Here is a 21,089-nt window from a genome sequence, read left to right as displayed (position 1 = left end):
TTAGAGAGAAATAATATTGGCTGAAACAACCTTGTTTCAAGGCTGGTATTTAAAACGAACAGTAAGTCTATTACTTTAGTGATAATTACTAATTTATAAGTCGCTTTGACTTACGCTTTCACTACATTAGTTCCCTTGTTTTGACATCTTAAATACCGATCATAAAAACTTTGCCTATTTCACTATTTATAAGTGTGTGATCCAATTAACAGGCTAATAATTGGAGTAGCCCTTTATCACCATTAAAATCAAACATCAGCAATGATGTAGGTTGGTTAAAGTGGTGGTTTTTAACAGCATAAGCGACCAAAGCAAGCGAAGATGAGCTTCCCATCGTTCCCCATAACTCATTGATAAGTTGAGGTTGTTCTGGATAAGTAAAGCGTTCCGCCTTTGCACCCAAAGCGAAACCATAATCTTCAGTGTGAGCACGTAAGTTTGACATATCCGAAAAAACCTCACCAAAGGATGCCAGTTTTTTACTTGAACGTTGAACCAACCGAAACATCCCTCTTCTATCTGACGAATTTAATTCCGTATCGATATAGCCTAATTGCGCTTGGGGGTTGAGTTTTAATGTTTCTACTGTATTTCTTCGACACAGAATCAACCCCGCACCACCTTCACTTGGAATAACGCCCCATGGATTATTGGTACTCATAACCATTGCTTCACTTATTAACGAGTCAAGAGAGCTCACTAACGAATCGACACTCACACACATCATGGCGTCGTATTTATCGAGTGATTTCATGGCTTGTAGCACAAAGCTAGGCCCGCTTGCATGCACTGCTTGGACCACAGAAAGAAAGTCAGAATAGTCACTTTCACCAAGCCATTCCTGCACCTTTACTAGAGAGACAGAGCTTGGCACGGCGATCAATAATGGAATCGGTTTCAAAGAACGCGGTAACTGCATCAATAAAGAATCGAGTAGATAACTCGTTATCTCACACGTTTTTTCTAACAACTCAGAGTCTTTGGTGTATTCGATTTTCGCGTAGGTAAAGCGCTCAATCCCGTCTTCTCCAACGATTTGTTCAAATCTGGCTAAATCAGCATGAGCGACACTGCTTGAGATATCGAGGTTCATGCCCATCGGCGTCATCACTTCCATTCCTAAGACATAGCGGCCTGTCGAATTATGCATGCTCACTTACCTCTGCCAGTTTCGTGATGGACGTTGATACCAACAGGTGTTCTTTCCCCTGACAAGGAAATGCGGAGGTATAACTGATTGAAATCGTTTTCTTTTCAGCATCGACAAATAGGGTATACATCGACATATCGGCTTGATAAGTATCTTGTTTGAACGTAGCAAGCGCACGGTATTTTTCTTTAGGGATACGAAATGAAATCGTATCGTCATGACAAAAGCCACTCATCATCAAACGTTCACCACCGTGAAGGAAACCTTTACATTGTTGGTCAACAGGTGCGCTTTGGAAAAAGCGTCTATCGAAGTCGACCGGTAACATTGGTTTGCGGTTTTCAATCCAATCGTCATCAAACGTACCCGCCAACTTTTGACGAGATTCAAAGAACGGAGGTATCGGCCCAAAACCGGCCACACGCAGTTTTTTCCCTGTCGCACTCCAATCTTCTTTTGGATAAAACACCGAAGGCACCTTTTGCTCAACTAATTCTTTACTGGAATCGGCAACACCGCCACCAATACGGTTCCGTAAGTCACCGCCAATGGCACAGGTATAGTCAATGTCTTTTTCGATGAAAGGAATCGGTTTGCTGAGCGTAATACTGCCACCATGCTCTACCCATACACGTTCCCCGTGAATAGCAAGTGTCTTGTCGATATGGCCATCAATCAACACGCGGCACTCTTGGTAAGTCACCGGTTTCTTCGCATAACTGCGCGCCTTTCCGTAGACCAGCACGTCAGTATTAGTTTTGGTATAGGCGAATTCATAGTCCATTTTCATTGCTGAGAAGCCTTCTTCTCCTAAATATTGAGGATCATCAAAAATCTCGCTTTCGCCCAACTCATGCCATACTGCACCATCAAACTGCCAAGTACGCTTCGCGACAACAACCCACACTTCATCGCCGTTTTCATCACGCTGAAAGCGCCCTTTAAGCGATAGCTCGGGGTGCGCTTCAATGTCCCATAACTGCATTGCTATTCCTTAAGTTGAATCGTTCGCTCGCAGAAGGTGCTGCTTTTAAGTTGTTGAAGTTCCAATCTTGTTGGTGAATTGGCATCGCCATATCCCAAGGCACATAAGCCCTAGATTGAATACAGAGTTGTCGCCATAGCCAATCACGAAACATCACGTCTATATTGGCATCTTGCATTGCTGCCAAAGTAGATTCGAAACTCAGTGAATACCCCAAACGACTTGGTAAGTTTTGAACGTACTTGTCGTCTTCAAGCCACTCATTGAGTAAATCGACAATCTCTTCCCACTCATAATCAACACCCACTTCTTGAGGAGTAAGAGGAAGGAGCTTTCCGTAGACGACATACAGGGCTTGAATCCAAACCTCGCCTTCATCTTCTTCTAGTCGTTCTAACTGCTCGATGATCTCAGGCACCAATTTCCAATCACCCGTTAGTGCAAAATCAACAGGTGCCAGCGATGAAGATATATCAAAGGATTCAAACTCTTTGAGCTCCAAAAGTTTGGCGAAAGTCAGCACTTGTGCCGAAGGCAATCCACTCGGTTCAATACCAAAACACTGGCGGAACCAAGTGCTTCTATCACGTTTGGTGATCAAGCGTTCGAACAGATACTGCTCACCATTCGCATGCTCATCAATCCACTCAATGCCCTCTTCTACATCTTGTAATGCCAACAGGGGTAATGCGACATTGGAACGAATGATTTCCGCTTTATGCCAGCGCTTGATCAGAGCAACGCTTAATGCTTGCCTTACACGTAAGCATTCAAAATAAAACGCGCTTGTTTTCGAGTTACCTTCAATCAGTTCTGACATCACACTGTCGAGGTGTTCAACGGGCGATTGAGTCACAAACACCATCGCAGTGTTGCTATCTAACTCTTCAAGTACCGATAAGCCAACTAATAGATTATCAATATCTGAACCAAGTTCATTCTGTAGCGCGAGCCAAACATAAATTTCTGGTTCTTGTTTTTTTAGTTGATGGAACAGCCCTGGGGTAAGTCGATAGAACGAGAGATAAACCTGTTTGAGCTCTTCAATCTGACGTTCTATCAATTTGAGATACTCAATCTCTCGGCTTGGGTAACCACGTTTGTGGATTTGGACACGTTGTTTGAGTAAAAAACCGAGACTCTCGGATGCTATCGATAACTTTTCATTACAGAAACCCAGCCAAGATGCCGGCAATTGGGAAAGCTCGTTGGTCGCCTTCTCTGCTTTTGCTAAAGCGCTTTCAACGAGCTGGTTAGTTATGGGGGCATTTAGGTGTTCAACACCGATTCTTTGTCGCATCTACTTATCCGTTATTAGCGTGCGATAACGCGATTACAATTAGTTAACACGAAACAGTTAGTTAACTCGAAACAATTAGTTAACTCACAGTAAGTAGCTAACTCGAGGTAACTAGTTAATTGCGATCGTTCCGCCTTGAATCTTTTGAGCTTTTTCTGCTTGTGAGGTGACGTATTTCGCTTTCGTCGTAATTCGGCCATCACGCCCACTGTAGCGCGTTTCTGTCTCGCCACTTTTGACGATCAGTTCTTGTTCGGTTTCTATCACCATCTTTTTCGCTCTCAACACGAACTCGTCAGAGTCATTCAGAATAGAGAAAAAAATGTCCGTCACGAGAGGCAAGCTTAAGTCGTCGTTCATAAATTCGATACGGCAACTCAGTTTATTATCTATTGCCATTTGTAATTCACTGCGACGAAAGCCACGCCCTAACCTTGCAGTGAGCGGCTGATTGAATGGATTACCATCAAAATCGACACGGACACTGCCCGTTGACTCGTTAATGGCGACTATGGTTCCAAAACGCGAAAAGCAAGCCGGTGATTCGGCTTGCTGTTTCGTGATGGTTTCTGCAATAAGAGGTTGTTTTTCCATCATTAGTTAATCGCTACGTTACCACCTTTCACGACGACTTTATCGCTGCCTTCAATGGTGATTGAAGAACCAGAAAGCTTGATTGAACCGTCACTGTTCATCACTAATGAAGAACCACCGGTTTTCAATACAATCTTGTCACCACTGATGATTTGCGTCGCACCATCGGCTTTGTAAGACGTGTTACCTTTCACCGATACGGTTAAGTTACCACCTACCGTTTGATTATCGTCAGCACCAACATCAGAGCTCTTAGAAGCGCCGACAGTCAGGTTGCTGTTTTCACCCACATCCAAGTCGTCATTCTTGCCGATCTTGGTTGTACGGTTATCACCAATTTCCAAATCAGAATTGTTTTTCACATACTGAGTTTCATTGGCGTTGTAAGTCACAGTGACGTCTTGTTCTACCGTCTCAGTAAACGTGCTGTTTACTTGTGTTGTCTTGTGGCCATCAATAGTTTCTTTATGGTCACCATGCACTTCATTAGTTTGGTGACGCGCGACCTTTAAGAACTCATCCTGACCGATGTCTCGGTAACGGTTGTTGAGTACCTTCGTCGACATGTCTTTTTGAGCGTGAATGTAGACTTCTTCTTGGTTCGCTTCATCTTCAAAGCTCAGCTCGTTGTAACCAGTGCCTTTGTGCGTTTGAGTACGGAACGTGGTACGCGTTTTGTTTTCTGGCAATGAGTACGGAGGGAAATGCAGGCCATTGTACACCGCGCCTGTTACAAGCGGTCGGTCTGGGTCTCCCTCAAGGAAGGTAACGACAACTTCATGGCCAATACGTGGCAAATAAACCGCACCCCACGTTGGAGCAGCCATAGATTGGCTTACGCGAATCCAGCAGCTTGCGTGCTCATCGTTATCGCCGTAACGATCCCAGTGGAACTGAACTTTGATTCGTCCAAGCTTATCGGTGTAGATCTCTTCGCCTGCTGGACCAACCACTACCGCCGTTTGAGGGCCGTCTACAAGCGGAGCCGCCAGTTTAGGAGCTTTGAATACCACGTCGCGAGGGATGCAAGAGAACTGGTTGTAGTACGTAGTTGGCATACCACTTGTTTCGTCCTCATGCACTTGTGGGTCTTGTCCTGTGTGCATCACTGATAACATGATGTAATCACGGTTGATCGCCGAACGAGGGTGATCACTGATGTTGAAGCTGTAGCCGGATGCCAAACGCATCACATCACTGCTTGCTTCAACTTGTTGATTATCAACAATGTGCTCAGACATCCATTCAGTCGTTCTCACCTGCCCCATTGCAGGATCAACATAACGACCCGGATAATCAAACTGCTTGAGATCTTGGTCGAGATCACCTGCATGCGTCATCTCTTGTGGAATCTTTGGCTGCTCGTAGTTGTAGTCCGTGTACGTAACCTGACCCGTTCGTACGCGGTTAACAAGCTCAAGATCAGAGATGTGCTCGCGATCAGCAACACCGCCGCCATCAGCGTGGTAAACAATCGGTCCAATATAAGAAGCGTTGATAGGAGAGCTCACCAAAGGCGCAATAGCATCGTTGCTATCCACAATCACCATGGTGTGGTTCGCATCAGTGTGATCAAAGTAATACCACATACCGTGTTCTGCCATCATTCGCTGAACGAACTGAAGGTCAGATTCACGATATTGCAGTACGTATTCTTTCGGAGGATAAGTACCCGAGACTTCAAATCGATAGTCGGTAACTGCGCCATCATCAAGCACGTCCGTGATGATGTCTTTCGCAGATTTCTGCTGGAAGATGCGACAGTCTTGACGCTGAGATAAGAACCAAGCTTGAGGAACCAGAACCAATTGATAACGAGAGAAGCGACGACCCGTACCTAGGTAACGAACTTCGTTTACTACCCCGTTGAATACGCGTGCAGCACCTACACCCTGTCCATAAAGAGTTAACGTGCCAGCTTTACGAATCAAGGCATCAAAAGAAATATCTGGATCAAGTGAAAGTAATGAGAGACTGATGTGAAAAGGCTTCGAAAGCTCTTCATTCACTTGAAAGCTTTCTACTCGAAAGTCGTGCCCACACCCTGGCACTGCAAATTTAAATTCTACGTCATTCACCATATCTTTTACCTGATACAAATAATCGAATTAGGGCCAACAATTGTTGGCCCTGAATCTTTACGCAAAAAGCAATTATGCTTCGCGTGGAGCACGCCAGTCGTCGTTACCAGCTGTACCACAGTTTTCGTGAGTTACTTCGATTGCACGGTAAGTCAGCTTAAGAACTTCTTCTGTCACGCGGTCTGCTGTTGCAGCGTCTTGACAGTGGTTCATACGAGTTTGGATATCTACAAGTAGCGCATCAATCAGTTTGATTGAGTAGTAGTGCTCTTGCTTACCTTGAACTGAAGTACGGTAGAAACGAATCACACACTCAGGAAGTTTTTCGCCAGAAACTAGTGCGTTGAATAGTAGCGGAGAAGAACGGTCTTGAACTTTAGTTACAACAACTGGGCGGTGTACACGTTGACCAGTTGGCTGACCGCTTTGTGGGTCACGTGGCACTGTTAGTACGTGATCAAGTTCTTGTACTAGGAACTCATCAACGTGAGCTTCTTGCCATGTGTTACCTACAGAATCTGCAGAGTAAGTATCTTTAGTGATGTGACCTTGAGTTTCACCTTTGATAGACATATATGCTGGAGTTGGCATCGTTATTTCCTTTTCTAAAATCTGTTTTGTTTAAATCACCAAATCGCTTATCACCGCGACTACTTAGTATAATCAAACTCCATGCCAACTTTTATAAACCTTACAATACAAACACTTAGCTAAAAATGGGCTTTATTTATCAATTTATTAAGTACAATTTATTGGATAAAAAACCAAAAAGTTGGAAATCGATAATAATAAATTGTTTCAATAATAAAAAGTGAAAATAACCATATAGCAAGAACAGAATAAAGTTAATAAAACTATCTATTTAGTCATATTAACTAAGAATTAATTCAGTATGACAAACCAAGATAATCAACCGTAAATATTCCCACTAATTTTGTCATTAAAATCACCAACAAACGCTAGGCAAAATATCTTGATAAAAAAAGAGTGTTATCACTTTTAGTATAATAGCCGCTACCTCTTTTCCTCTAAAGAATAAAATGGCTATGATAAATATAAACCTTTCTTCATTAATTCAGCGTCTCCACCCTATTGCAAAAGTGGCATTAGAAGACGCAGCTGCACTTGCAGTTTCTGAAAAAGCAACCGAAGTTCAAATCGAGCATTATTTACTGAGTCTATTAGAAAGGCCAAATAGTGATTTTGACGTCTTATTAAGTCATTTTGATTGTTCTGAGAACTTGCTAAGACAATCGATTCGATCCACCCTCGACACCAACGCCAAGGGAAATGGCAGCAAACCTGTTTTTTCTGCTTTATTAATCGAATGGTTACAAGAAAGTTGGCTGGTTTCTTCTTTAGATCTATCCGAAACACAAATCCGCTCTGGCGCCCTACTCCTTACTCTTGTTAGCAATCCTCTACGTTACGGCCAACACGGTTACGCCTCTATCCTTGAAGCCGTAAACCCTGACAGCCTTAAGCGTAATTTTGCAGAGCTAACAAGCCACTCTATTGAGGCGCAAGTCGCGACTTCCGAGAAAACGCAAGCTCGTGAAGATGGTTCAGCACTGAGCAAGTTCACGACCGACTTTACGGGTAAAGCACGCAAAGGCGAAATCGATCCTGTTTTCTGCCGTGACCAAGAAATCCGCCAAATCGTAGACATTCTTGCTCGTCGACGTAAAAACAACCCTATTGCTGTTGGTGAGCCGGGCGTTGGTAAAACCGCAGTAGTAGAAGGCTTAGCACTTAAGATTGTACAAGGTGACGTACCAGACAACCTCAAAGGTGTTGAGCTTTACGGCCTAGACATGGGGCTTCTACAAGCTGGCGCAAGCGTAAAAGGTGAATTCGAAAAACGCCTAAACGCGGTATTGGATGAAGTGAAAAACTCGCCAACCCCTATCATTCTTTTCATCGATGAAGCGCACACCCTTGTTGGTGGTGGTAACCAAGCGGGCGGCAGCGACGCTGCAAACTTGTTAAAACCTGCCCTAGCACGCGGTGAAGTGAAAACCATCGCAGCGACAACATGGTCGGAATACAAGAAGTACTTCGAGAAAGATCCTGCCCTCGCGCGTCGTTTCCAATTGGTAAAACTCGACGAGCCGTCTCCTGAACAAGCAGCATTGATCATTCGTGGTCTGCGCCCTGCTTATGAGAAATCACACAACGTTTACGTGCGTGACGACGCGATCACTGCTGCGGCAGCGCTTTCTGCGCGTTACATCTCTGGCCGTCAACTGCCAGACAAAGCGATCGATGTGCTAGATACGGCGTGTGCACGAGTGAACATCAGCCTGAATGCTATTCCTGCTTCTGTTGAGACCCTTCAGCAAGAACTTGCAGCTCAACAGCGCGAGCTTGAAGCACTCGAGCGTGATGCTCTGCAGCAAACTGGCGACAAGCACAGCCTTGCTAACATTCCAGACCTAAAACTGGCAATGGAAACAACGAAAGAAGAGCTAGCAGAACAAGAAACGCAATGGCAAAAAGAAAAAGAGCAGATCCAAGAGATGATTGCTCTACGCTCTCGCTTGCATGAACTAGTCTTTGGCGAAACAAATGAAGAAGAGCTTGTTGCAGAAGAAGATTCAGAACAAGAGCAAGACGTTTCTCAATATGCAGAAATGGATGAAGAAGCAGTTCGCATTGCAATTTCAGCCTGCCAAGAGCAGTTAGATGCAATCCGCAATGGCAACCCATTGGTTCACTTTGAAGTTGGTCCAGATGAAGTCAGCCACGTGATCTCGGACTGGACTGGTATTCCAATGGGTAAGATGCTTCAAGACGAAGCAGAAACCACGCTAAAACTGAAAGAAAGCCTAACACAGAGCATCAAAGGCCAAGAATACGCTATCGATGCACTGTCTGAAGGCATTCAAACCGCAAAAGCAGGATTAGGCAACCCAGATGCACCGACAGGCGTATTCCTGCTGGTTGGCCCAAGTGGTGTAGGTAAAACCGAAACTGCTCGTGCGATCGCTGATCAAATGTTTGGTGGCGAGCGCTTTATGACGACCATCAACATGTCTGAGTTCCAAGAGAAGCACACGGTATCTCGCCTAATTGGTTCACCTCCGGGTTACGTAGGTTACGGTGAAGGCGGCATGCTGACAGAAGCGGTACGTCAACGTCCATATTCTGTTGTACTTCTTGATGAAGTTGAAAAAGCCGATCCAGAAGTGCTGAACCTGTTCTACCAAGTGTTCGACAAAGGTACGCTGAACGACGGCGAAGGCCGAACCATCGATTTCAAGAACACGCTGATCATCATGACCAGTAACCTTGCGACGCACGAGATTGAATCTTTGGTTCATCAATCCAAAGACATCGATGCAAACATCATCGCAGAAGCTATCCGCCCGACTTTGAACCAACACTTCAAACCGGCGCTGTTGGCGCGTATGTCTGTGCTTCCGTTTGTTCCGCTGTCTGATGAAGCAATGACAGAAATCATTCACCATAAGCTGAACAAAGTTTCTCAGCGTCTACAGAGCCATCACAAGCTGTCTCTGAGCTATGAAGAAAGTTTGGTTGAGTTCGTACTAGGTAACTGTCGCCTTGCTGAAACGGGCGCGCGTAACATCGACGCGGTTATCAACCGTCAGTTACTGCCTCAGCTCTCGACTCAGCTACTAGTGCATGACAAGGATGATTCACATACGCAAATCGAAGTGTCTGTCGATGAGCAAGGAACACTAACCTATGCGTTCAGCTAACCATAGCGAACTTAGCAACGCCCTACTTGCGATCAGTCAATCTTTGGCTGATCGCAGCCAGCTTACTCAAACCTTGGATGCTGTGTTGACCGCTGCGAGACAAATGACCCTCGCAAAGCACGGCATCATTTATGTTTTGGACCAGACTGGTCAGGCGTTGATTCCAAGTACCGCTCACCATAACGATAAAACGATTGTTTCCCACCCTTGGGAAGCATTGCAGATCGATTCCGCCAGTGAGAACGACCCATTTAACTTTGCCATTCGCAATGGTGAAGTGGTATTGATCAACGAGTTGTATAAGTACAACGGTTACGACTGCGACAGCATTTATCAAACTGAACAGACGCTTGGATTAAAAAGCGAGAACTTACTGGCTTGGCCTTTGATTGATAGCGAAAGTAAGACTATTGGACTCTTGGTCTTGCTCGATTTAAGTGTTATCGACAATGAGGCTGCACTCACTGAGTTTTGTCGTATGGCCGCAAGTAATATTCGCCAAGCAGTTTGGCTAGAGCAATATGGGCAAGTGATTAAAAGCCTCAGTGCCGACAATCAAGCCCTCGTCCGCGAGAACACTCAGCTCAAAAAGCGCACTCAAAAAACCTATCAAGGCCCTATTGCAGAGAGCGAAGAAATGCTCAATGTCTTGAATCGTCTTGATAAGGTGCTATCTCTTCCTGTCGACGTTCTACTACGTGGCGAGACTGGTGCCGGTAAAGAGGTGATCGCGAAATATATTCACGAAAACTCTAACCGAGCAGAACAGCCTTTGATCGTTCAAAACTGTGCGGCTATTCCAGAGCAGTTATTGGAATCGGAACTTTTTGGGCATAAGAAAGGTTCATTCACTGGCGCAGACAAAGACAAGGTTGGTTTGTTTGAAGCAGCCAACGGCGGCACGCTTTTCCTAGATGAGATTGGTGATATGCCAATGCTACTGCAGGCAAAATTGCTGCGTGTGCTACAAGAACGTAAAGTTCGCCCTGTCGGCGCCAGTAAAGAGATTGAAGTCGACGTTCGCGTAATCGCCGCAACCCACTGTAATCTTATGCAGCAGATCAAAGATGGCGGGTTCCGTGCTGACTTGTTCTATCGCTTGAATGTATTCCCGATTACGCTGCCCCCCTTGAGAGAACGTGAATCAGATATTATTCCTCTCGCAGAACATTTCGTGCAGCACACCACCAACACGCTAGGTTTACCGCAAGCACCTGGGTTAAGTGCCAACGTCCGTAAACAGCTTCTTGCTTATCCATATCCAGGTAACGTGCGTGAGCTGAAAAACATCATCGAACGCTCAGTGCTACTGTCCGATTTTGAAACCATCACTCACATTGAGTTTGGTGAACAAATCCCAGAAGATGTGCCAAGCTTCGAAGTTAATGCTGTCTCCCCTGTTACCAAGCAACCTGAACAGCCAGTTCAAGAACCAAGGCGTTCTGATTCTGACGATGGCTTGATGGGTCTTAAGGAAGTGGTCAGTCAGTACGAGCGCACAGTGATCATCGACTGCTTAAATGCCTGCAACTGGCACACCAAGAAAGCCGCCGAACAGCTGGCTCTACCAATGAGTACCCTCAACCATAAGATGAAGAAATACGATATTTCTGCAGCGGGTTGATTGGAGAAGCGAGAACTCCTACTTCAGTTTTCATTGATAAGAAAAGAAAAACCGCCCGAAGGCGGTTTTTTTATTTATTGAGAATCGACGCTTCAATGATGGTCGCCAAGTATGGGTCTCTAATCCAAGTTACCAAACGTTCTGTACGCTCTGCTGGTTTCAGTTTTGCCCAGTTGATGTACATATCTTTATCAACTTTATAGCTTGGGTCTTCACAATCAGAAAAATAAGATAACTCATCTACATTTTTGTACTGCCTACCCAACGACATCTCAAAGCTTCCAAGTTTAAATGGCGTTTTTTCCGCTGTATTGCGTTGTACTAGAGAGGACACCTTTAGAACTGCTTCTTGGAATCGACCAGATGTCGAAACAACGGGTCCAAATGGTCGAAGCCCCTTGATTTCTTGCCCGTTCAGCGCTTTAAATGCGAACTCGAAACGAGACACGTAGACCACCTTACCATCGAAATCTTCATCCATGTCTATGTTGGATAGAGCCTCAGAGACAAAATCTGCGTCTATATTTTTGTTAATCACATCGCTGTCATCTAGCGTCCATTTAGAACCGTCTTTCTTTAGTATCCCAATATAAGTAAGGTTACTTAGATACTCAGGACCAGCGGTAGTTTCAGATCCAAATACGGCTTCATTATCAAAAGTGGTAGATAGCTTTAGTGAAACTGGAACACTCTGCCATTCGAGGTTTTGTCCCTCATACGACTCTTTTCTGTGCTTGCCACCAATAAGCATAACTTCCATAGCGAATGACTTATTCGAAGTCCAATCAAAGCCTTTTAGCTCATCTGCAGTAGTGAACATACTGTCCTCGTTCATAAACTGTCGTTTATTCCCGTAGTTGACCGCAATCGCACTGTGTTTAATGTTATCGATAACAGGCTTTGTTGGGCCTTTATGAACTTTACTATGTAAGACAAAGTCTAGCGATAACAAGTCTTTCTCTGACACACTATTTCCGTTCGCTATAAAGCCCGATTTAGCAGAGAGTGTGTGGTTATGGTTTGTATCAACCCCTACAGGAATCTGTCTAGGTGACGTAATAAATCGTCCGACAGTCTTGTCCACTCGTACTGGTAGCTTATAGTTGCTTCCAGATAGGGTGAACTCATAGGTCATATTTTTGAAGCCACCGCTGTTTACATATTCTTTGAGTACATCTTGTTGGGAGTCAATTTTTATCACCTGCCCAAAAATCGGACCGAGAGCAACTTTAGATAAGTAGCCGCTATAATCGACTAAGTCATGCTTGGCGATCAAAGGCTTCACTCCAGAGAAGACATCATCACCAAAGTAAAAATACGGCTCAAACTCACAACCAATAAGGACTTTGCTGTCTACTTTTTCCGCCTCAAAAAATTCGGCCAACTCACCTTTGGGGTCTACACTAAATTCCTCGTGTTTCATTGGTTTGAACATCAAATTAAACTTAGGTCCACTGGTATTAAGTAAACCATCAGTGCGCTGATAAGACATCTCACACTGAAACACATTTGACGTCATCTGTTTTAGACTTTGTTTGCCTAACACCATTTGCCACTTCAAACGGTGGAAAGGCGATAATCGCACCTTTTTATTTGCTTTTAATCGTGCCTTCTCCCACTCATCAAAGGTGACCCATTTAGAATTGTCATGAGGCTCAGAGACTAATAACCTAACGAACCCTAGGTCCTCTTCTGATAATTTTTTAGACTCAACATTAAACTGTGTCGCAAACTCCACTAAGCCTCGTTGTTGATCGCGATTATAGAGCTTGTCTTGTACTGGAAACGCGACATTAAACGCCCCAGAAACATCTTTCCTTTTTGGAGCAATATAGTTGGCTTTGTTACGAGTGATGATTTGTTCAGCGATTTCTTCACCGTAACTTTCAATTAATTGCTTGTGTCCCTCACGACGCATGAGTTCTTGGAGCCACAAGTTACACAAGTTTTCTTTTAACTCTGTGTTTAATATCCAGCCGTCGGTTTCGATATATCGCTGAATGTATTCATCGATGGCTAATATTCGCCACTGTTTTGTGAACTCTTGTTCGCCCTCAGAACAAGCTCTTTGAATCAAAAGCACCAAACCATTAATAGCAAGTGCACGGCGTTGATAGCGCTTAATCAACTCCTTTGCACCCGTAGCTTTTCCTAAGTGCTCAACTAACGCATCTGAAGACGTAAAATACAACTCAGTCAATTGGGTATCAATCTCAGCCAATGAATCAATAATTTCTGTGGTTTCATGGCTAAGCTGTTCAATTGCAGATATGCTTTTTCTAGCTTCGTTGTAGGAAGACAAGTAATAATCGAAGAGCACAGAGTCTAGCAACTGGGCGCCACTCATCAGCATTTTCCCGCCTTCTTTGACAACGAAAAAGCCTCTTGCTGCCTGTCCTATTATCGGAACATAGCAAGCCATACCAACGATCATCTCGAAGATAGCTAGCTTGAGCTCTTTTGCAATTGCTTCTTCTCCCAAGTTCGCATCTAACTGAGCTAAACGCGCTTGCTCCATAGCCTTAAAGCCGAGTCGACTCGGTGGAATTCTCGCCGCAAACTCTTGTAGATAGATTCGAACTTCAACACGTCGGTTAATATTAAGTTGCGCGTTTTCGCGTTTGATTTCGTTGTTTGGTACCTCGACTATCGGTCGACGTTCGCCAAAAAATCGAATATCACTGACTGAAGAAAAGAACTCAGCAACATGCTGCGCTCGCTGTTGCGAAAGGTTTTGGTTATATTCTGAATCACCGTTTTGACAGGCATGCCCTTCGATTTCAACAACGGCATTTGGAATCTTAGATAATTCTTTATCGACCGCAGCCAAATACGACAAGTGCGGGGCTTGAACCTGGTTGTTATCAAAAGGAAAAACCAAGCGTAAACCGGCACCTTTATGGTCTTTAACAAACATTGCACTGTCTTCAGCAACGTCATTCGGAATACTGTCAGTAAACGTTACATTGTCGCCTAACTTATCTATGATTTGCTTAAGCAGTAATTCCCCGCTCTTCAGACTTTCTTTCCAGACAGGTACCCAGTTCAGATAATCGCGTGATACCTGCTCAAAATAACTTTTCCTGAGTTTAGCTTTCTCTTCTGCTAAGCGTAATTGCTCGCTTTTGTCAGTGATCGCTTTTATCTCATAGAAGGTGTTAATTGCATTGAGCCCGGCCCCAGCAAAGGGCGACAAAAAGCTTTTGACACTGCCGTTACCTGTCAACCACGTTCTAGCAGCACTCCCCGCCACAACGTGGGCATTGCCATTTCTCGCAGGTTCAATCACCTTGGTAAAGAACTTACTTTTATCAAATCCTTTCTCTTTGAGGAGCGCTTTTAAGCCCACTTGAGCTGCACGCTCGGATTCCGATGCCGCTTGGCGTAAATCTTGAAGAGTTTGGTAAGCTGCTGCGGTAGCCGATACCCCAAATGAAAACTCCAATGCCGAAATCATGGCTGGAGGTAATGCGCCCTTATCTACTTGCCCCCAAAACGTGTTTGCTAAACTTCCAACCACGTCGTGTTTACTTGAGGGATTTTGATGAATATTAATGCCAGCATTAACCAAACTTGGTGTAACTTTTGTGCCAATCTCCCACAGTGCAGCACTCATACTGGCAGTCGTTCCGCTATTCTCTAGGTTTTCAAGCTCCCCCATTCGGAAGGCTTGTAGAGCTTTAAACTGCGTAGGAAATTGGTATATCAAAGACTCTTCAAGTGAGATCATGTCGCCCGCAACAACCGCGATCTTACCAAACGGTGTCGTTTGGCTAAGCGTGATGTATTCTCGTAGCTCGTAGCTGACTCTAGTAGCATCACCAAATTCATCATACTCTTTGGTTACATTAGTGGCATTCTGTGCAAACTCAGGTATCTCATCGATGAGGTCAACATCAAAAACCACTTCAATGGTGTACATGCCATCAGTAAAAACCTCCGACGCCAACGGAAACAAAGCTATTGGACGATGCGAATCACTGTTTCGGTCAAGTTGTGCTTGCGTTATGATTTCTTCGTCTTGCAGGTTGAGGTGCTGTCCGCTCTCCTCATCAAAACGAGTAACTTTAACAATTGCATCAGCATACTCTTGTGTTGAAAATACTACTGCGAGAAATGAGAACGTGGGTACAATAAAGCCACGAATGGACTCATCCTCGGGAACAGAGTCATACCATTTGTTATATGTAACTTGCTCATCCGGTAGTGCTTGAGTGCCCGCTTCATATTTAGGCGCGAGTTGTGAGCGTTTTACTTCTGCGACAGCATATTCCACTTTTTTTTCTAGCGAGTTCAGCGTTTGCTCACCGTCATACCCCTTTAGCTTTTCTAAGATAGAGACAAGGTCTGCACACGCCTTTTTGATTGGCCGAGCCTTACTCTGTGCACCAATCGCTAACTCTGTAAGCATTGACCACTCAGGAAAGGACAGCTTGTACGTCTTCTGTGCTAACTCATGTACTGGCGAGCGTAGTACCAAAACCTGATTGATATTGGTTTTTTGATTTTTCTGAGTAGAATCACCCAGTACATGTAAACGGCCTAAATCGTCTGTCGCCCAAAGGGCTGCGCTTTCCTCTCCTAAATTTATGGCAATAGGAAGCCGTGACATAGGGCGGATATTTTTCAACTCTTCCAATGAAGTCAGGTCTTTTTCGATGTTGAGTGCTTTATATCGAGGGTTCTGTGCATCCCCAACATTAGGAAAATCGACACCAAACAAATAGACATCTGTTGGTAAATACTTAAGGTCATTACTCATCGTTTTCTACCTCCAGAAAACGCCCGCCGTCAGCATCGGCATTATAAAGCACTGGGGTTTTAGCAACTCTGCCAGAATGAATCACCTTCCATGACTGAGCGCCATTTCCATTCATTTCATAACGGTAATCTGCCCCATAACGTCTTATGGTTATTTTTGCTGCTCCTCTCTGTGTTTCATTACCGTTGTTACTGATATTTACAACTTTCGCATAAACGTTCTTTTCATCGCCTTCCTTAGAAAACGCAAGCCAAGTTTGATCCTCAACATTGATCAGCACCTTACGATACGAGTTTATGCCCCATACATATTTACCATTGGGGCTGATAGCAATTTGGCGGTAGATGCGCTTCTCAATATCGATGGAGTCTTCAAACTCTTTTTCAGGTAAAATCGTGTATAAGCGTTTGAGTGTCTTGGCGTCATAAACCCCAACCCCCAAGCCCGCAGCATTGATTAACTTGCCATCTACAATGACCGTATCTTCAGACAACGGTACATCTACCTCTTCTTTGGTTCCCGTCGCGAGTGTGTATTTAAAGCGCTTAAAACCGTCTGAGAAATAGATGTAGCTAGAATCGTCCGCCCAGACCAAATATGGCTTAGTACTCGCGCTACCCAGCTGAATGGTCTGTTGCGTTTCTAAGTCAAAGATTGCCTTTATCAAAGGCCCACCAAAGCTATAGGCATAAGCCACATAACGATTATTGGGTGAACGACTCGTCACATAGTTCTGTGGTGAAGCTGTACTTGGTATATCATCTGTGACTAAGCGTAAATCTGTCCCATCAATTTTCACGCTCCAAATTTTGTAGCCGTTTTCGTAATCATTTACGAGTGGGTCGTTAAACTTAACATTATTCCACCAAAACTGAATTCGAGGTTTGTCATAGGAGCTTGCATCAGATAAGTCTTCACGAGGCCACTCTTTTGCTCGGCGTACGGCATAACCTGGTTTGACAGGAAGCGTACCTGGGTATTCAGGCTTAGACAGATCTTCAGAGTAAACAATAAAGTTATGCTCACTTTGCCATTGGCAGCGTGGTCCTGTCACATCTTTGCGTTCGAATGACGTTGTTTCACCAACGTTGTAACAAGCCTTTTGAGCGGGTTCTTTTTCTACGGATTGTGTTGTTGCAGTATTCGAAGTTTGATTACTTTCTTCACCACAGCCTGTTAATAACATAACTGTCGAAAGAAGCGTGATACTTAACGTTGTTCGTTTCATTTTATAATAGTTCCGTGAGTTCAATGTCTTGATAAATTACTGACATTAAGACCGTTTTATCTGAGTTATGAGATCGGCAATGACGGGTTAGATTGACCCTTTTAACTTCTGGTAACCAACCACTAAACACGACTTCTTTGCAATACTGATCCACAAACTCAGCCTCGCGCAAAAAAATCTTTTGGCTCCATGTTTCATCAACACACGTCAGTTGGAAATAATCATCTGGTTGATCGCATTGGGGATTACTTTTATAAGTAATTACGACGCCTTCGCTTGGGGAGTTAACAACAGCGGCGGCAACCCCCTGCTCTTTTTGACTGACGACATTGTAATCTGATTTGCTTAGCACTTGAGTATCTAGATTCGGCAGCGAAATCACAGGTTCGGAGCTCGCATCAAAGTTGTGAGCAGAAGAATAATCACAGAGGTCTACTTCAACCGCTTTTTCATTATTCCCGCTCTTTAATTCATTGAGTTGCTGAGTATTGAGTTGAGTCAGAGAATAGTAGAGAGCAACATCACTTTGTACGCTACCGTTTATTTTGTATGGAAGCCAAATATGAGGCAAAGGAACACCAAGCGGCTCTCTCTTAGTTTTACTTCCAGCCTTAAATGGACTCAACTCGGTTTGAAGTAATTCTGTGTATGTTTCGCCTTCATTAGGCCAATCAGCGACCACTACCTCAACTTCTTCTCCAGTAAGACCAAAAACACGGGCGCAAGCGTATTCGTCCAACACACCCTCATAGACTTTTTTACCGTCTTGGTACAGCTGAAACGCTTCCCCTGACAGAAATGCTTCGGAGTCTTCATCATATAAGCTGATATCGACCGATCTTTGAGGCGAGGACTTAGTGCTTTGGTAGAGTGATAGATCGACATCAGAAAAGCGTCCGTCATTTTGAACTTGGATTTCTCGCCAAACTTCTGATTGCCAAACGACATAAATATAACCGCGATCAATAGATACATACCCTGAATCACTCTTATGAACAGGAACCAAAGGCACCAACACGTTATCCCACTCATCCATCTGAGTTTCTTTATCAACGGGTTGTAGGTTCTCTGCGAGTTTAAGCAAGATTGGCTGAGGCTGGTCAGAACAAGGGATTTTGATATAGAGCGTTTTGCCCTCAGCTTCGAGATCTTTAAACGTCGCGAGGCTGCGGTGTTTGTTTTCTGTATCAGCCTTGCCTATAGTAACTTTTTCTTTTTGAGCGTCCGTTTTACCCACCATCAAACATGCCGCATTACTAGACCACTGCCCTGCAAACTCAACAACGATTTTTTGATCTGGGCTTGGCTCAGAAGGTACATGCGTGTAACTGCGAACTAGAGCAACATCGTCAGTAACCTGCTTGTAGCCCGCTTTAAAAACTTTGCTTTCATTCGAAGTAGATACAGAGTCAACAAGCGATTTAAGTCTAGGGAAGCTTTGTAACTGAGAGTCCGTTAATGGCGACCTACGAGCAAAGGAAGATAATGAGACCCAACTGCCTTTCCCAAGTTCGGCTCTGATCGCTGCTAGCAATCCGCTGGTCGTTTTTTTAGAAGAAAGAGAAATCTTTTGCGCAAACTCTTTAGGGAGGTTTCTAAGGATGTCATCTGAATTTCGCAAACGCGAAAGCTGTCCTATACACTCGTCTGGTGTAAGAACATAAGGTAGCTCGCTGGAGGAAAGCTTCGAGCTAGGTATAAATTTGCAAACTAAATGCATTTGAATTCTCCACAACCAACATCGTAAATATGGTTGCGGTGACATTTAAGCTGATAAGGCTTACAAGTACGATTTGGTGCGCTAATGCTACTAATTTAATTTATAACATTCAATCACATAGAAAAATCAACAAATAAGCTGAGAGCCACCCAAAAGACACATTCGCTAGCAAATAAGTCATTTAAACTACAAATAAAGACAAAATAACTAGATATTTAAATCAAAAAGAAGGATTCAAATAAAAGGATTTTTTTTATTTTTGAGCAGAAGTTAACAGTTTCTATTGGGCAAATGACACCTCTGAGAGAGGCTCTGAAGGAATGACCTTCCTCAGCAACAACTGATAATGAATTGCTACTGAGGAAGTATGAATAAAAAGGTGAGCGCGTGTCACACTCACAAAAAAGCGCAACTACTTTGAAGCAATGCTAGGCTGGTGTCGCTTCATCACAGTCACAAAACGTCAGGTAGTTCACACTACCTAATGCAGAACTCTATACTTGGGGTATAGCATTGCGTGTAACTATATAATATTAAGACATATTCTCAACGTGGCATATTCACCACAGCATCTTTCAAATAACCATCACAATCACACTAACCGCTTCCTAAAACAAAATTGGCATAGGCATTCTAGATGTTTCACCTTGTATAAAGCCCGCTAAGTCATTTGTCGCAATTATTAGAAAAAGCCAATCGTTTGACTTAGATCACTTAATACCAAGTAAAAAGAAAGCGAGCTTAATGCTCGCTTTCTTTTAGGCTGCTTTCTGGGAGGGTAACTCCGCGGAATATTTTTCCCAATAATCTGGAGCAACAAGCGCTGTAGTACTAGAGTAATTGAATGTCGTATTCACCTCATCAGCGGTCGCAGATAATGAGTTGGTACCATTTGCATAAACGGCTATTTCTCCATCTTTTAAAGTAGACAAATCAAGATCAACGGTCCATGTGCCATCAAGTGACACTGTTGCACTGCCTAGAACTTCCAAGCTATCGGTATCAACCGCTTTAAGTGCTATTGTGTCTCCCGTCTCGAAACGAGTACTGCTACCATTGACGGTTACTGTTGTTAGGCCTGTGACATCGTTTACTGTTTCAAAAGCGATAGTAGGAGTCATAGCTAACACTTTGCTGGATATGAATGCCTCACCGGTATTGCCCGTTGCATCCGCAAAGCCTTGCAGCGTTAACGCCACACTCTTCACCGAATCCGCAACCGACGCGACCTCTGCTGTACCCACCCATTGGGTTTGAGTACCTGCTTGCGCGGTCCAGTTGATCGCCGCAGTACCCAGCGTTGACCCCGTCGGTGTGGTAACGCCTTTGTCGAACGTGGCGGTAACGGTCACGCTCTCACCCGTCACTGCGTACGTTGGGTTAATCGACGTTTGACCGTCGTCCACCGTCGGCTTGGTTTGCGTCAACGTAAATGTCGTCGTCGCTTCTTTTGCCGGCGCCTCCAAGTCGTTAGTCCCGTTCACCGTCACCGTAATGGTGCCGTCTTTAAGACCCGAGACATCGAGCGTCGTGTTCCATTTACCCAATGCAGCCGCTGTCGTGGTTTGCGTGACTTCTTTATTGTCCGTATCGACCGCTTTGATGGTCAGTTCGTCAGAAGTTTCAAAGCGTGTGCTATCGCCACTGACGGCAACGCTTGCAGCGCTCGCTTCGTTAACATCACCGATATTTTCAACGGTTAAGGTTGGGGTCATCACCAGCGCTTTGCTAGAAGTGAATGCCTCACCGGCATTGCCCGTTGCATCACTAAAGCCTTGCAACGTTAACGCCACACTCTTCACCGAATCCGCAACCGACGCTACTTCTGCTGTACCCACCCATTGGGTTTGAGTACTCGATTGTGCTGTCCAGTTGATCGCCGCGGTACCCAGCGTCGAACCCGTCGGTGTGGTAACGCCT

At 44.4% G+C, this 21,089-nt stretch carries 11 protein-coding genes and 1 pseudogene; 2 read left to right on the top strand and 10 right to left on the bottom strand.

From position 1 onward, the window contains the following. Positions 1 to 205: 205 nt before the first annotated feature. The 6 genes from BCT11_RS04260 to BCT11_RS04235 form a co-directional block, all read right to left on the bottom strand. Positions 206 to 1,150, bottom strand: coding sequence for a hypothetical protein (locus tag BCT11_RS04260; RefSeq protein WP_102387274.1), 945 nt, complete (start codon positions 1,148 to 1,150; stop codon positions 206 to 208). Next, positions 1,143 to 2,135 carry a DUF2169 domain-containing protein gene (locus BCT11_RS04255; RefSeq protein WP_102387273.1) on the bottom strand — a complete coding sequence of 331 codons (993 nt, stop codon included), beginning with the start codon at positions 2,133 to 2,135 and terminating at the stop codon, positions 1,143 to 1,145. The genes BCT11_RS04260 and BCT11_RS04255 overlap by 8 nt, the downstream gene beginning before the upstream one ends. After that, on the bottom strand, positions 2,116 to 3,435 hold the full coding sequence (locus tag BCT11_RS04250; protein ID WP_102387272.1) for a hypothetical protein: 1,320 nt from the start codon (positions 3,433 to 3,435) through the stop codon (positions 2,116 to 2,118). Before BCT11_RS04250 ends, BCT11_RS04255 begins: the two co-directional genes overlap by 20 nt. A 111-nt stretch (positions 3,436 to 3,546) precedes the next feature. After that, positions 3,547 to 4,032 (bottom strand): hypothetical protein, encoded by a 486-nt coding sequence (locus tag BCT11_RS04245; RefSeq protein WP_038867841.1) that lies wholly within the window; start codon positions 4,030 to 4,032, stop codon positions 3,547 to 3,549. Next, complete coding sequence (gene tssI / locus BCT11_RS04240) at positions 4,032 to 6,110, bottom strand: type VI secretion system tip protein VgrG (RefSeq protein WP_102387271.1); 2,079 nt, start codon at positions 6,108 to 6,110, stop codon at positions 4,032 to 4,034. Before tssI ends, BCT11_RS04245 begins: the two co-directional genes overlap by 1 nt. 72 nt (positions 6,111 to 6,182) lie before the next feature. Further along, positions 6,183 to 6,701 (bottom strand): Hcp family type VI secretion system effector, encoded by a 519-nt coding sequence (locus BCT11_RS04235; protein WP_038867845.1) that lies wholly within the window; start codon positions 6,699 to 6,701, stop codon positions 6,183 to 6,185. 455 nt (positions 6,702 to 7,156) lie between these two features. Here BCT11_RS04235 and tssH point away from each other — a divergent pair, with 455 nt between their 5' ends. Further along, positions 7,157 to 9,835 (top strand): type VI secretion system ATPase TssH, encoded by a 2,679-nt coding sequence (gene tssH, locus BCT11_RS04230; RefSeq protein WP_042604990.1) that lies wholly within the window; start codon positions 7,157 to 7,159, stop codon positions 9,833 to 9,835. Beyond that, positions 9,822 to 11,459 (top strand): sigma-54-dependent Fis family transcriptional regulator, encoded by a 1,638-nt coding sequence (locus BCT11_RS04225; RefSeq protein ID WP_102387270.1) that lies wholly within the window; start codon positions 9,822 to 9,824, stop codon positions 11,457 to 11,459. Before tssH ends, BCT11_RS04225 begins: the two co-directional genes overlap by 14 nt. 70 nt (positions 11,460 to 11,529) lie before the next feature. Here BCT11_RS04225 and BCT11_RS04220 read toward each other — a convergent pair whose 3' ends face one another. From BCT11_RS04220 to BCT11_RS04205, 4 genes and pseudogenes are all read right to left on the bottom strand, one after another. After that, complete coding sequence (locus BCT11_RS04220) at positions 11,530 to 16,221, bottom strand: OmpA family protein (RefSeq protein WP_102387269.1); 4,692 nt, start codon at positions 16,219 to 16,221, stop codon at positions 11,530 to 11,532. After that, positions 16,214 to 17,449 carry a hypothetical protein gene (locus tag BCT11_RS04215; RefSeq protein WP_102387268.1) on the bottom strand — a complete coding sequence of 412 codons (1,236 nt, stop codon included), beginning with the start codon at positions 17,447 to 17,449 and terminating at the stop codon, positions 16,214 to 16,216. The genes BCT11_RS04220 and BCT11_RS04215 overlap by 8 nt, the downstream gene beginning before the upstream one ends. A 1-nt stretch (position 17,450) precedes the next feature. Continuing rightward, the gene (locus BCT11_RS04210; RefSeq protein ID WP_102387267.1) at positions 17,451 to 19,169 is read right to left on the bottom strand and encodes a hypothetical protein; all 1,719 of its coding nucleotides are present in this window, start codon (positions 19,167 to 19,169) and stop codon (positions 17,451 to 17,453) included. A gap of 758 nt (positions 19,170 to 19,927) precedes the next feature. Beyond that, a pseudogene (locus tag BCT11_RS04205) lies at positions 19,928 to 21,089 on the bottom strand (hypothetical protein); the annotation flags it as partial.

This window comes from Vibrio sp. 10N.222.52.B12, assembly GCF_002875385.1.
In the GTDB taxonomy this organism is placed as follows: domain Bacteria; phylum Pseudomonadota; class Gammaproteobacteria; order Enterobacterales; family Vibrionaceae; genus Vibrio; species Vibrio jasicida.
This window is presented reverse-complemented; position numbering and strand designations above follow the sequence as displayed.

Bases quoted from the DNA above. Each gene is read 5' to 3' on its own strand.
- tssH (WP_042604990.1), top strand. From the start codon at position 7,157: ATGATAAATATAAACCTTTCTTCATTAATTCAGCGTCTCCACCCTATT.
- BCT11_RS04245 (WP_038867841.1), bottom strand. From the start codon at position 4,032: ATGATGGAAAAACAACCTCTTATTGCAGAAACCATCACGAAACAGCAA.
- BCT11_RS04250 (WP_102387272.1), bottom strand. From the start codon at position 3,435: ATGCGACAAAGAATCGGTGTTGAACACCTAAATGCCCCCATAACTAAC.
- BCT11_RS04215 (WP_102387268.1), bottom strand. From the start codon at position 17,449: ATGAAACGAACAACGTTAAGTATCACGCTTCTTTCGACAGTTATGTTA.
- BCT11_RS04225 (WP_102387270.1), top strand. From the start codon at position 9,822: ATGCGTTCAGCTAACCATAGCGAACTTAGCAACGCCCTACTTGCGATC.
- BCT11_RS04260 (WP_102387274.1), bottom strand. From the start codon at position 1,150: ATGCATAATTCGACAGGCCGCTATGTCTTAGGAATGGAAGTGATGACG.
- BCT11_RS04210 (WP_102387267.1), bottom strand. From the start codon at position 19,169: ATGCATTTAGTTTGCAAATTTATACCTAGCTCGAAGCTTTCCTCCAGC.
- BCT11_RS04255 (WP_102387273.1), bottom strand. From the start codon at position 2,135: ATGCAGTTATGGGACATTGAAGCGCACCCCGAGCTATCGCTTAAAGGG.
- tssI (WP_102387271.1), bottom strand. From the start codon at position 6,110: ATGGTGAATGACGTAGAATTTAAATTTGCAGTGCCAGGGTGTGGGCAC.
- BCT11_RS04235 (WP_038867845.1), bottom strand. From the start codon at position 6,701: ATGCCAACTCCAGCATATATGTCTATCAAAGGTGAAACTCAAGGTCAC.
- BCT11_RS04220 (WP_102387269.1), bottom strand. From the start codon at position 16,221: ATGAGTAATGACCTTAAGTATTTACCAACAGATGTCTATTTGTTTGGT.